Source organism: Chryseobacterium sp. UNC8MFCol (assembly GCF_000482305.1).
Taxonomy (GTDB): Bacteria; Bacteroidota; Bacteroidia; order Flavobacteriales; family Weeksellaceae; genus Chryseobacterium; species Chryseobacterium indologenes.
This window is the reverse complement of sequence record NZ_AXUZ01000014.1, coordinates 99,582-112,199: the sequence shown is the minus strand read 5'-3', so window position 1 is coordinate 112,199 and position 12,618 is coordinate 99,582. Positions and strand designations below refer to the sequence as shown.

The following is a 12,618-nucleotide window of genomic DNA, read 5'->3' as shown; positions in this document are numbered from 1 at the left end:
TGATATCCTACGATAAATAAATTTGCGTTAGTAGCAATGTAAATTATGTTAAGTTGAATTTCAATCAAAAAAAATAGTATTTTTGTTTAAAATAATATAAAATGTTAAATAGGAGGACGGAAAATTTATTTTTAGCGTTATTTTTTGCTTTTGTAGGATGCTTCGCTCTTGCCCAAAACAGAGAAAGAACAGCAGTAGCCGTAAAACCTACTGCTGCCTCAATGAGAGCCGGAAACTTTATTGATGTCAATGCCCTCAGTTATCCTGAATCCAGCTACAATATTACCCAACTGGTAAAAGACGTGCTGATCTCAGGAGGAGGATGCGCTACTTCCAATGTAAGCAATGTAACAGTGTCTCCTAATTTACAACCTACCAACCAGAATCGGAGCTGGGGATACTTTAATAAAGCCACTACAAATTTTCCTTTCAGTAAAGGAATTATTCTCTCCACAGGATATGCCTATAAAGCAGGAAATACAAATTACCCGGATCTGAGCGATGCTTTGGGAACCGGAGGCGACAATGACCTGGCAGCCGCATTAAATATTCCGGCTACAGACCTGAGAGATGCTACCTATATAGAATTTGACTTTGTGGCAGCTTCAACAGAAATTACATTCAGATATTTATTTGCATCTAAAGAATATCAGCAGAATTTTCCGTGTACTATTACCGATGGATTTGCACTCCTGTTAAAAAAAGTAGGTGATCCTACTTATACGAATCTTGCGATATTACCCGGAACGGCAGGGCCGGTAAGTGTAACGAATATTCACCCGGCTTACCCCAATTGCGGGCCAAAGAATGAAGCATACTACGGAGGTACCAACACCGCTCAGATCGAAACCAATTTTAATGGACGTACAATTCCGTTGACGGCAAAAGCTACTGTTGTACCGGGACAGACGTATCATTTTAAAATGGTGCTGGCTGACTATCAGGATCCTAATTTTGATTCCGCTGTATTTCTTGAAGCAGGATCATTCGATATTGGAGTTAAGATTTTAGATCCGGCAGGAGTACAGCTGCCGGCTTCTGTGAACATGTGTGACAATACTCCACAGACTTTCACAGCCTCTGTTCAGGCTCCTAACGTTACCTATCAATGGTTTTTAAATAACAATCCGATTAATGGAGCAGTGAATGCCAGCTATACGGCAACACAACCCGGTGTTTATTCCGTTAAAGTTTACGTTCCCGGAAATAGCTGCCCTGGTGAAGCCACTGTTACTGTCGTAGGCGGAACTTCCCCCACTGTGCAGAATGCTACTTTGACTGCTTGCTATGCAGCAGGAAACGCTACTTTTAATCTACAATCAGCTCAGGGATCTATCAGTACTACGCCTGGAGCCGTGTTTTCATATTATGCAACATTGGCAGATGCCAATGCAGGGAATACCAATACCATTCCGAATCCTACAGCATATCCGAGTCCGGGAGGTCAGACGGTATATGTAAGGGTGAGAAACGGATTCTGTGCTAAAGTGGCAGAACTCCAGCTAATAAAAGCTCCGCAGATGACAGGATCTATCGTACCTCCGGTCGAACTGACATGTACCAATTCCCAGATTACCCTGGATGCTTCAGCTTCAGTATATCCTGCAGGAGCGACTTTTAACTGGACAACAACCGGAGGAAATATTGTTTCCGGAGGGAATACTCTCAATCCTGTTATCAATGCTCCGGGTACCTATACTTTAACTATAACAAAAACATATCAACCGGGAGATGTTACCTGTACAGCAGTGGCCAATGTAACTGTTACCGGAGATAGTGCACCCCCAAATACAGGACTTACTGCTACAAAAATAAAGATATGCAAAGGTGAATCTGTAATATTAACTGCTACGGGCGGAGTTACTTATAATTGGGGAGGTGGGCTTACAGGAACAGGAAATACCCAGACTGTTTCACCTACCGTTACCACCACATATACTGTGACAGCAGTAGGGGCCAATGGATGTGTCTCTCAAAATCCCGGGACGATTACCATTGAAGTATCAGAACCATTTACAGCACAAAACGCGATATTACACAAATGTTATCAACCCGGGCTGGTATATGATCTGACAGAAGCTCAGCCCCAGATAACAACCGCTACAGGTACTATCACTTTTGTATATTATGTAAATCAGGCAGATGCTAACGCTGCCAATGGTAACTTTATAGCGAATCCTACTTCATACTCACCACCGGGTGGAAATCAGACCATATTTGTTTTGGTGAGCAACGGAGGATGTAGTTATGTGGTTTCTTTACAACTGTTGAGAACTGCTGAAACCACATTGACGATTGCAGCACCACAAACAGTGACTTGTACCACTCCGCAGGTGACATTAAACGCTTCTGCGTCTGTAGTTCCTCCGGGATCTACCATTAACTGGACGACAACAGGAGGAACCATTGTTTCAGGAGGAACAACGCTTTCTCCAGTGGTAAGTGCCGGAGGGACCTATACATTGACAGTTACCAATGTCTCCCAACCCGGAAATCTAAGCTGTACCTATACCACAAATGTGACTGTACAGGAAGATAGGGTGGTTCCTGTAGCTGCCCTTGTGTCATCGCAACCTCGTATATGTGAAGGTGAATCAGTTACATTAACGGCCTCAGGAGGGGCTACCTACAACTGGGGGAATGGTCTTACCGGAAATGGTAATACCCAGGTTGTCTCCCCGACAAATACGACGGTATATACCGTTTTTGCCGTAGGAGCGAACGGATGTATTTCCGCTACTCCCGCTACAGTTACGGTTCAGGTAGGACCTCCTGTTGCAGGAATTGCAGCTTCTAAAACAAAAATATGTGCCGGAGAATCGGTTACACTTACCGCTACCGGAGGTATTACTTATAATTGGGTAGGTCTTACCGGAAACGGAAACACTCAGGTGGTAACCCCTCCAGTAGGTACAACTACTTATTCGGTATATGCTTTAGGAGGAAACGGATGTAGTTCGCTGGCTCCTGCGACAATCAGTATTGAAGTCGTTCCAGCTATTGTCTCTACACTAAAAGATGTCTATGCCTGTGCCGGCGACAATGCAGTATTGGATGCAGGGCCTGGAGTGAATTATACCTACCTTTGGAGTACAGGTGCTACGACTCAAACGATAACAGTGAACACTGCCGGAACCTATTCTGTAACGATTAGTAACGGGGTATGTTCTCAGGTATTCTCAGCCCAGCTGATTAACCCTGATTTACCACAGTTTACCAATGTTGTTTATGAAAACCATGTTCTTACGCTTACGGCAAGTAATCCAACTAACGGAACACTGGAATATTCTATTGATGGAGGGCTGACATGGCAACCGTCCAATATATTTACCGGACTACTTAATAATACCAACTATCGTTTAATGGTAAGGGTTAAAGATGCCAAATGCGGTACTTCACTTGATTACTTTACATTAATTATCAATAATGCGATTACCCCTAATATGGATGGCATCAATGATACGATAGATTTTACGGGAATCAGCGGATATAAGAACTTTGCAGCTTCTATTTTCGACAGATATGGTGCAGAAGTCTTTAAGGCTACAAGGAATGATGCCGTCTGGAGAGGATCGCTAAGAGGTTCGAATTTGCCTACCGGTACCTATTGGTATAGAGTACAGTGGGAAAACCCGGCAAGTAAAAGGCTGGAGGAACGCTCAGGTTGGATACTCCTGAAAAATAGAAACTAAATCAGTATTAAAATATAAAAACAATAACAAAATCTTTCAGAAATGAAAGATTTTGTGGTTTAAAAAGTAAACCATTCTCTATTTTTATGATTTGGATAGGGGCTGATGTATTTGACATAATGACTTGTTAATAGAAAATATTATCATTTTGTCTGATCCTTTTATTCGTTACGATTTTATATATACCAATTCCCTGGCGAAGGGCAACTGGAGGAGAATACGGATCAGAAATGTTCGGAAGAGCGGGAACTTTTATAGATGTTAATACCCCGGATATGACATGGTTGATGTATACTTTTTATACTAGAAATCAATTGCCGGAAACTATCCGGAATCTTTCATTTCAAAAAAAATATATATTCATGGGTTTTATTCATTAGTGCTTTATATTTTTATTGTTTTGTTGTAAAAAAGTTAAATATGTATATGGTATATTCAAAAAAAAATTAAATTTGTTGAAACAAAAATATTATGATAAGAAACCTACCGTTTTGTCTATTTTTTTTAGTCGTATCAACCTTCTTATTTTCACAAACACCCCAACCAAGAAAAGCTGTCAAGGAACATAAATCCTCATTATCCGCAAGGGCAGGGAATTTCATTGATGTAAACGCTCCAGCTTATACAGAAACTACTTACAATATTGAAAAATTAGTAAAAGATGTTTTAATTTCATCCGGAACCAATACCTGTGTGACCCCAAATGTGAGTAATGTAAAAATTACTCCTAATCATGCAGTAGGTGATGCAGACAGAGCATGGGGATATTTTAATAAAGCAACAACGAATTTTCCTTTCAAAGATGGTATTATTCTTTCAACCGGATATGCGAGGAAAGCAGGTAACAGTTTCGAAAGTTTTACCCTGGGAGATACCAATGGAGGAGGTTCTGATGCTGATTTGGCACAGGTTATCGGTGTTCAGGAAAGCAGATTGAATGATGCTGTATTGCTGGAATTTGACTTTGTACCTACTACTACTCAGATTAAATTTAATTACTTAATTGCATCTGAAGAATATACCGGTTCTTTTCCCTGTACCTTTGCAGATGCTTTTGCAATTTTGTTGAGGCCTACATCGGGAGGACCTTATGTAAATATGGCAGTACTGCCCAATTCAGCAGGGCCTGTAAGTATTACCAATATTCACCCTGCAGTACCGGGATCATGTGCTGCTGTTAACGAACAGTATTTCGGAGGGTACAATACGGCCAATATAGAAACTAATTTTAACGGAAGAACAGTGCCGCTTACTGCAACCGCTACTGTAACGGCAGGGCAGCAATATCACTTTAAAATGGTGATTGCAGATTATAGTGACCATAATTACGACTCTGCTGTATTTTTAGAAGGTGGATCATTTAATATAGGGGTAGAACTTTTAGATCCTAGTGGTGCGCAATTACCTTCTGATATCAATGTTTGTGACAATGTACCTCAGGTAATCACAGCATCTGTAAGCGATCCGAACTTAGTATATCAGTGGTTTCTTAACGGAACTCTTGTTCCTGGAGCCAATACCAATACAATTACGGCTACACAACCGGGAACATATACTATTGAAGTAAGCGTTCCGGGGAACCCCTGTCCCGGTAAGGCCAGTATAGAAATTCACGGAGGATTTACGCCTCAGGCCAACGATGCAACATTGCTTTTGTGTACGACTCCTGATATAACAACTTTTGATCTGGAAGCCGTAAAGCCGTCGATCAGTACAACGGCAGGAGCGGTTTTCAAATTTTATGAAAACCAGGCTGATGCTACTGCACAAAATAATAACTACATTCAAAATTTATTGAATTATAATGGCAATGACGGACAGATTCTGTACGTTGTCGTTTCGAACGGTGGGTTCTGTAGCAAAATGGTAGAACTTAAATTATTAAAAGAAGCAACGCCGACGGCAAAACTGAAAACTTCCAAAATAAAAATCTGTCCCGGCGAATCTGTAACGCTTAGTGCTGAGGGAGGGAATACCTATTTGTGGAGTAACTTTTCAGGAACAGCAGATACCCAAACGGTTACTTTGTATCAGACCACGGTATTCACCGTGTATGCCATAGGAACAAAAGGTTGTAAATCTTTGAATCCTGCTACGATCAGAATAGAAGTCACTCCGGAAATTACTTCTCCTTTAACGGATGTTGAAATGTGCGTGGGAGATATCGTTACCCTGGATGCCGGAGCTGGTCCCAATTATAAGTACCTATGGAGTACAGGAGCTACTACCCAGAAGATCAATGTAGACCAATGGGGAATTTATACAGTGGAAATTGATAATGGCATCTGTAAAAAGGTTTTCCCTGTAAAAGTGATGGCTGCCGCAAGGCCTTATGTTACAGCAGTAGATTATCAAAGTTCTAAAAAGACGCTGACGGTTATTGCCGAAAACCCTCCGATGAATAATACACCAAGTACTTTGGAATATTCTATAGATAATGGAGTTACCTGGCAACAGTCTAATATATTTGCCAATCTTTTAGATAATCTGAACTACACTATCTTAGTAAGAAGAGTAGGAACACATTGTGTAGGAACTTTTGATTTCTTTACACTGCAAATTAATAATATCATTACCCCGAACAACGATGGGATCAATGATGTGCTGGATCTCACTTCTCTTGGACAGTTTAAAAACTTTACCGGTTCAGTATTTGACCGTTATGGTGTAGAGATATACAGATTCTCAAAAGACAACCCAATCTGGGATGGAAGTGTGGGAGGTAAGAAGCTCCCTACAGCGACCTATTGGTACAAGTTTAATTTTGAGTATCCGAAATCCAAAACCCAGATGAACTGGTCCGGATGGATTATGCTGAAGAACAGAGAATAAACAGGATATGTGACTAATAAATTAAAGCCTTTCAACTCAGTTGAAAGGCTTTAATTTTATATGATTAAACAGTTCTTACTTCCCTTTAGGAAATTCCTGATGAAGAACCTTTATACTTTATGGATTTTCTTTCCAGAGGTTGGCGAAATGGATAAAGTCTGATACGCTAAGTTCTTCTGCTCTTTTATCTAAAAACTCGTGTCCCTTTAATGCTTCAGGAATATTTAAAATTTTTAGGGCATTAGAAAGTTTTTTTCTTCTCTGGTTGAAACCTGCCTTTACAATCTGCTTAAAGAGAACCTCATTACCTGCAAGACCTTCTTTTGGATTTCTCGTCAGTCTGATCACTCCCGATTTTACTTTAGGAGGAGGATTGAAGACGTTTTCATGTACCGTAAACATATAAGAAACGTCATAATAGGCCTGTATCAGTACGGAAAGAATACCATAGTCTTTAGTTCTTGGTACTGCAGCAGTTCTTTCAGCAACTTCCTTCTGGAACATACCAACCATTTCCGGGATGAGTTCATAATGGTCAACGATCTTGAATAAGATCTGGGAAGAAATATTATAGGGGAAATTACCGATAATGGCAATCTGCTCCTCTCCGATAAAATTAAAGTCCTGCTTCAGAAAATCTCCTACAAAAGTATTTTCCGTAACCTTTGAATAATTTTTTTTCAGATATTCGATGGACTCTGTATCGATTTCAGCCAGGTAAATGTTCTGATCCTTTTCCAGAAGATATTTGGTAAGAACTCCCATTCCGGGACCAACTTCCATAATGTTATTATAGTTCTCAAAACTAAGACCTTCTACAATTTTTCTTGCGATGTTTTCATCTGTCAGAAAGTGCTGGCCGAGATGTTTTTTTGCTTTTACACTCAAGGTTTTTTATGATTTTATTAACAATGATTTTCTTTATTTCGTCCCAAATTTCGGAAGATTTTTTCTATTTTAGCCAAAAATTTTAATATTAATGGCTAAATCTGTAGATGAGTTTAATAAGAAAAGGCTTCGGTCCAGCAATATTACAGTAGTGATAAGTATTGCCTTAGTGTTATTTTTGTTAGGGTTAATGGGGCTTATTTTAATCAATGCCCAAAAGTATTCTGACTATATCAAAGAGCAGTTGGTGGTGAACGCCTACTTTGATGAAAATTATGACGCTAAAGATTCTGTAAAAATTGCAAAACTAGAGGAAGAAACTTTTAAAAAGATCCAGACGTTAGCTCCTGTAAAAAAAGCAACCTATATTTCAAGAAGTATGGCTGCCAAGGAAGCCAAGAAAAGTATGGGAATCGATAGCGATGCGTTATTTGAAGAAAATATTTTCCCTTCGTCCATCGAAGTTGCTTTGAAACCGGAATATGTTGACCCGACCAAAATTGATGAAGCAATCAAAGTCATCAAGTCCGTTCCGGGAATTATTGATGTGAAGAATGACAGCACGCTGATGGTAGACGTTTACAATAACCTGAGCAGGATCTTAAAATGGATCTTAGGGTTTTCTATCCTGTTTTTAGTATTGGCTGTCGTATTGATTAATAATTCAATCCGTCTGAAAATATTCTCCAAGAGATTTATTATTAAAACAATGCAGCTTGTGGGAGCAAAAAGAAGATTTATTCTTAAACCTTTCATTATCGAAGCTGTTGTTTTAGGAGCAATTGGATCAGTAATAGGTCTTTTGGCATTATTCGGTGTTTGGTATTATTTTACAAATCAGATCGGATCTGCATTTGTACAGGATAACCAGCAATATGTTTGGTTGGTGCTGCTGGTACTGGGCGTAGGTATTTTTATTACCGTCCTAAGTACTATCATTGCAACATGGAGATTCTTAAAATCAAACGTTGACGATTTATATTACTCTTAACAATGAGCAAAAAAACAAATAATTTTTCCGCTTCAAATTTTGGAAATGAAGCAGAAGCACCCCAGGAAAATACCTTCTATTTCGGAAAGGAAAACTTCAAATGGATGCTGATCGGACTGGCATTTATCGTTGTAGGATTCCTCCTGATGATGGGACCTGATGCCAATACGGTAGACGGTAAATTTGATCCGAACTCATGGAATGACGATATCTTCTCAATCAGAAGAATCAGGATAGCACCTTTATTCGTTGTCATTGGATTTGTGATAGAAGTTTACGCGATCTTAAAAAGGAAATAAAATAAAACGTATACGAAGAGATTAAGAGATCAGGAAATTTGGAACATTCTAAATTTCCGAGTCTCTTAATCTTTTACATTTTAAAACATATGGATTTAATCAAAGCAATTATCATTGCCATTGTAGAAGGGCTTACAGAATATCTTCCTATTTCTTCTACTGCACATATGGGATTCACAGCGAATCTTATGGGTCTGGAAGAAACAGAATTTTTAAAAATGTTTCAGGTTTCCATTCAGTTTGGAGCCATCCTTTCTGTAGTGGTAGCCTACTGGAAGAAGTTTTTTGATCTGAATAATATTAAGTTTTACTACAAACTGGCTTTTGCGGTAGTTCCCGCGTTGGTTTTGGGATATTTATTTGATGATAAAATTGAGGCTGTTCTGGGCAATCAGATTGCTATCTCTTCGGTGTTGGTACTGGGAGGGGTGGTGTTGCTTTTTGCAGATAAATGGTTTAAAAATCCTAAAATTGATGACGAAAAAGGAATTACCATCAGAAATGCTGTGACCATCGGATTTTGGCAATGTCTGGCCATGATGCCGGGAACAAGCCGTAGTGCAGCCTCGATCATCGGTGGGATGGCACAGGGACTTACCAGGAAAGCGGCGGCTGAATTTTCATTCTTCCTCGCAGTTCCTACGATGCTGGCGGTAACGGTATATTCTGTTTTTGTTAAAACATGGGGCAAAGAAACTCCAACTCCGCAGAAAGGTTACGAAATGATTATGGCTTCACAAGATCACATCATGATTTTTGTAATAGGAAATATAGTCGCATTTATTGTCGCTTTGATTGCTATCAAGGCCTTTATTGGAGTCCTTAACAAGTATGGTTTTAAACCCTGGGGATGGTACCGTATCTTTGTGGGGGTAGCTTTGTTGATCTATTTTTATTTTTTTAAATAAGAGGTTTTTCTTTTATATCTCCACACATGACTGCTGAAGAACTGAAATCAGGATACATTTTTTTATTAGACAAGCCTTTAGACTGGACTTCCTTTCAGGCTGTCAATAAAATGAAATATAAACTTAAAAGGGAATTTGATCTTCCTAAAAAATTTAAAATAGGCCACGCCGGAACTTTAGACCCGAGAGCTACAGGACTTCTTATCGTGTGCTGTGGTAAATTCACAAAAAAAATTCCTGAGATTCAGGATGCCCCCAAAGAATACTGGACAGAGATTAAAATAGGAGTGCAGACAGAATCTTACGATACCGAGAAACCGGAAATTCTTCATCAGGATATTGCCCATATTTCGGAAGAACATGTTACGGAGGCTTTAGAAAAATTCGTAGGAGAGATTGAGCAAAAGCCGCCAATTTATTCCGCTATTAAAATTGACGGTGAAAGAGCCTATAATCTGGCCAGAGCCGGAGAGGAAGTAGAAATGAAGTCCAGAAAAACAACCATTTACTATATCCGGGGTATTAAAATAGATTTTCCTTTGATAAGTTTTACGGTGGGATGTGCAAAGGGTACGTACATCAGAAGCCTTGCTCATGATATAGGACAGGAATTGGGAGTAGGGGCTTACCTGACGCAATTGAGACGTACCAAAATCGGTGATTATGCCATTGAAGATGCTACAGACCAGTTTTTAAATAATGATTACAGATTCGAAGGTTTATAAAAAAATAACTCGATCGTATTACAGAGACTAATGGAAAAGACACGTATCAATAAATATTTATCAGAAGTTGGCTACTGTTCAAGAAGAGCAGCAGATAAACTTTTGGAAGAAGGAAGGATCAAAATAAACGGAAAAATTCCTGAGCTGGGAACAAAAGTATCCGATGAGGATCTTGTAGAAGTAGACGGAAAACCAATCAGAGAACAGCAGGAAAAACCTGTATATATCGCTTTTAATAAACCTGTAGGGATTGTTTGTACTACGGATACAAAACGTGAAAAAAATAATATTGTAGATTATATTAATCATCCTCAAAGAATTTTTCCGATCGGAAGGCTCGATAAACCCAGTGAAGGCTTGATTCTTTTAACAAGTGACGGTGATATCGTTAATAAAATTCTGCGTGCCCGGAATAATCATGAGAAAGAATATCTTGTAAGGGTAGACAAACCTCTTACACCAAGATTTTTGGAAAAGATGAGAAACGGGGTTCCTATTTTGGATACGGTAACCAGGAAGTGCGAGGTCGAGAAAATTGATGAAATGAATTTCAGAATCATCCTTACACAAGGGCTAAACAGGCAGATCCGTAGAATGTGTGAATATCTCGGATATGAAGTGAAAAAGCTGAAAAGAATCCGTATCATGAATATTAAACTTGATCTTCCCATCGGTAAATGGAGAAACCTTACGGAAGAAGAGCTGAATACTTTAAACAGTCTTCTTACAGACTCCAGTAAAACATTCGATTAATGTTATATAATTAGCAACCTATATATGATAAGCAGGAATATTTTCCTGCTTATTTTTTATAGTCTGTACTGAATGTATCTGTTGTTATGAGGTGATTCCTGTTTTTGTTTACTCGATATAGAATGAAAAGTTTAAACATTCAGGTATCAATATTCCAGGCTTTTAATTTTGAAACCTCCATTAAATATTCACTATTTTGTGTAATATTTTCGTTATTTTACAATTATTTGTTATTTTTATAAAACAAATAATTGAAAACCATGAAATTAAAATTTAACAAAGTTCCCTTGTTTATCAGCATTCTGATCATATTTTCCAATTGCCAAAACGATAATCACCCCGAAATTCCTCATGACACTGCTTTTTATATTGATTATAGAAGCCTGACAGGGCAGCCGGATGGAATAGCCGTTATAGAGCTTGATCCCGATGCTCCGGATTTTGGTAACATGAGTAGTAAGCTGGAATTAGGCATTGGTGTTCTGCCCCATCATCTCTATTATAACCAGAATGCAAATAAATTGTATACCACGGCATTAGGCGGCAGTTATCTCTATCAGATAAAAACCGAAAAAGACAAAATAGGACAACCAAAATTAGTAAGCGCTTCCCCCATTGATACAGGAGAGAATACGGTAGGGGAAAATTTATTTTTTACCGGTGACGGACGGTTCTTTATGACCTTTATGGGAGGTGCAGGAGGACCAAAAGACGGCAGTGTAGGAGTTTTTAATGCCAATACCAATCAGCTTATTAAAACAATCAAAGCACCCATTCAGGAAAATCCCAATAAATTTATAATGTATCCGCACGGTATTTCAATTAATGAAGAAAAGGGATTAATGATGGTATCCTCCACCATCCACCCGGATCTTACCACAGGAATGGGAAACACCTGTACCTTATTGGATCTGAATACCTACGAAATAAAGGAGACCTATCAGGTAGCAGATTCTCCGACAGACCTGTCAGCTCCTGTTGAAGTCTTATTATTGCGTGGGAAATTTCCACAATATGCCCTTGCCACTACAATGCTTGGAGGTGATATCTGGATTGCCCCGTACAACTCCACCACCAAAAAATATGATGCTTTTACCAAAATATTTGACGGAAGTACGCAAGGTTTAGGCTGGACTCTTGAAATGTATATTGATGATAACAGCAGGCTCTACGTAAGTTTTGCAGATCCGGGAAAAGTCCTGGTCTTTGACATCAGTAATCTTCCGCAACTGAAACTTTTAAAGACCCTTACGGCAGATAAAGGAGCACATCATATGGTTTTCTTTAAAACCAAAAAAGGAAAAGAAGTTGTAGCAGTACAAAATAATCTTCTGAATATTCCTAACTTAAATTCCGGTACCATTAGTGTCATTGAAATTGAGACCGGAAAAACATTAGGTACAGTCGATTTACGTAAGCGATATGGAATACTGCCTGAATCCATTGAAGGAACCAACGGTCCGAGCAGTTATATGCATCACTAAATTTTTGAATATTGTGGTAATATTCTGATCTGAATTCCGGGTAAAA

At 38.9% G+C, this 12,618-nt stretch carries 9 protein-coding genes; 8 read left to right on the top strand and 1 reads right to left on the bottom strand.

The annotated features are described in order from the left end of the window. Nucleotides 1–101 precede the first annotated feature (101 nt). Nucleotides 102–3,692 carry a choice-of-anchor L domain-containing protein gene (locus M030_RS0108760; protein WP_027373168.1) on the top strand — a complete coding sequence of 1,197 codons (3,591 nt, stop codon included), beginning with the start codon at nucleotides 102–104 and terminating at the stop codon, nucleotides 3,690–3,692. A 471-nt stretch (nucleotides 3,693–4,163) separates the two neighbouring features. Next, nucleotides 4,164–6,524 carry a T9SS C-terminal target domain-containing protein gene (locus M030_RS0108755; protein WP_027373167.1) on the top strand — a complete coding sequence of 787 codons (2,361 nt, stop codon included), beginning with the start codon at nucleotides 4,164–4,166 and terminating at the stop codon, nucleotides 6,522–6,524. 117 nt (nucleotides 6,525–6,641) lie between these two features. Here M030_RS0108755 and rsmA read toward each other — a convergent pair whose 3' ends face one another. Further along, on the bottom strand, nucleotides 6,642–7,412 hold the full coding sequence (rsmA, locus tag M030_RS0108750; protein ID WP_027373166.1) for a 16S rRNA (adenine(1518)-N(6)/adenine(1519)-N(6))-dimethyltransferase RsmA: 771 nt from the start codon (nucleotides 7,410–7,412) through the stop codon (nucleotides 6,642–6,644). A gap of 91 nt (nucleotides 7,413–7,503) precedes the next feature. On the opposite strand from rsmA, the gene M030_RS0108745 reads away from it, so the two are divergent. The 6 genes from M030_RS0108745 (at nucleotide 7,504) to M030_RS23900 (ending at nucleotide 12,572) form a co-directional block, all read left to right on the top strand. Next, nucleotides 7,504–8,403, top strand: coding sequence for a cell division protein FtsX (locus M030_RS0108745; RefSeq protein ID WP_027373165.1), 900 nt, complete (start codon nucleotides 7,504–7,506; stop codon nucleotides 8,401–8,403). A gap of 2 nt (nucleotides 8,404–8,405) precedes the next feature. Next, nucleotides 8,406–8,702 (top strand): DUF3098 domain-containing protein, encoded by a 297-nt coding sequence (locus tag M030_RS0108740; protein WP_027373164.1) that lies wholly within the window; start codon nucleotides 8,406–8,408, stop codon nucleotides 8,700–8,702. A gap of 89 nt (nucleotides 8,703–8,791) precedes the next feature. Next, nucleotides 8,792–9,610, top strand: a complete 819-nt coding sequence (locus tag M030_RS0108735) for an undecaprenyl-diphosphate phosphatase (protein WP_027373163.1) — start codon at nucleotides 8,792–8,794, stop codon at nucleotides 9,608–9,610. Between the two features lie 26 nt (nucleotides 9,611–9,636). Further along, nucleotides 9,637–10,335, top strand: a complete 699-nt coding sequence (gene truB, locus M030_RS0108730; protein ID WP_027373162.1) for a tRNA pseudouridine(55) synthase TruB — start codon at nucleotides 9,637–9,639, stop codon at nucleotides 10,333–10,335. Nucleotides 10,336–10,365: 30 nt separating this feature from the next. Continuing rightward, complete coding sequence (gene rluF / locus M030_RS0108725) at nucleotides 10,366–11,088, top strand: 23S rRNA pseudouridine(2604) synthase RluF (RefSeq protein WP_027373161.1); 723 nt, start codon at nucleotides 10,366–10,368, stop codon at nucleotides 11,086–11,088. 260 nt (nucleotides 11,089–11,348) lie between these two features. Continuing rightward, complete coding sequence (locus tag M030_RS23900) at nucleotides 11,349–12,572, top strand: YncE family protein (protein WP_051584960.1); 1,224 nt, start codon at nucleotides 11,349–11,351, stop codon at nucleotides 12,570–12,572. Nucleotides 12,573–12,618: the final 46 nt, after the last annotated feature.

Excerpts from the sequence above, each read along its gene's own strand:
- rluF (WP_027373161.1), top strand. The coding sequence starts at position 10,366 with ATGGAAAAGACACGTATCAATAAATATTTATCAGAAGTTGGCTACTGT.
- M030_RS0108755 (WP_027373167.1), top strand. The coding sequence starts at position 4,164 with ATGATAAGAAACCTACCGTTTTGTCTATTTTTTTTAGTCGTATCAACC.
- M030_RS0108740 (WP_027373164.1), top strand. The coding sequence starts at position 8,406 with ATGAGCAAAAAAACAAATAATTTTTCCGCTTCAAATTTTGGAAATGAA.
- M030_RS0108760 (WP_027373168.1), top strand. The coding sequence starts at position 102 with ATGTTAAATAGGAGGACGGAAAATTTATTTTTAGCGTTATTTTTTGCT.
- M030_RS23900 (WP_051584960.1), top strand. The coding sequence starts at position 11,349 with ATGAAATTAAAATTTAACAAAGTTCCCTTGTTTATCAGCATTCTGATC.
- M030_RS0108745 (WP_027373165.1), top strand. The coding sequence starts at position 7,504 with ATGGCTAAATCTGTAGATGAGTTTAATAAGAAAAGGCTTCGGTCCAGC.
- truB (WP_027373162.1), top strand. The coding sequence starts at position 9,637 with ATGACTGCTGAAGAACTGAAATCAGGATACATTTTTTTATTAGACAAG.
- M030_RS0108735 (WP_027373163.1), top strand. The coding sequence starts at position 8,792 with ATGGATTTAATCAAAGCAATTATCATTGCCATTGTAGAAGGGCTTACA.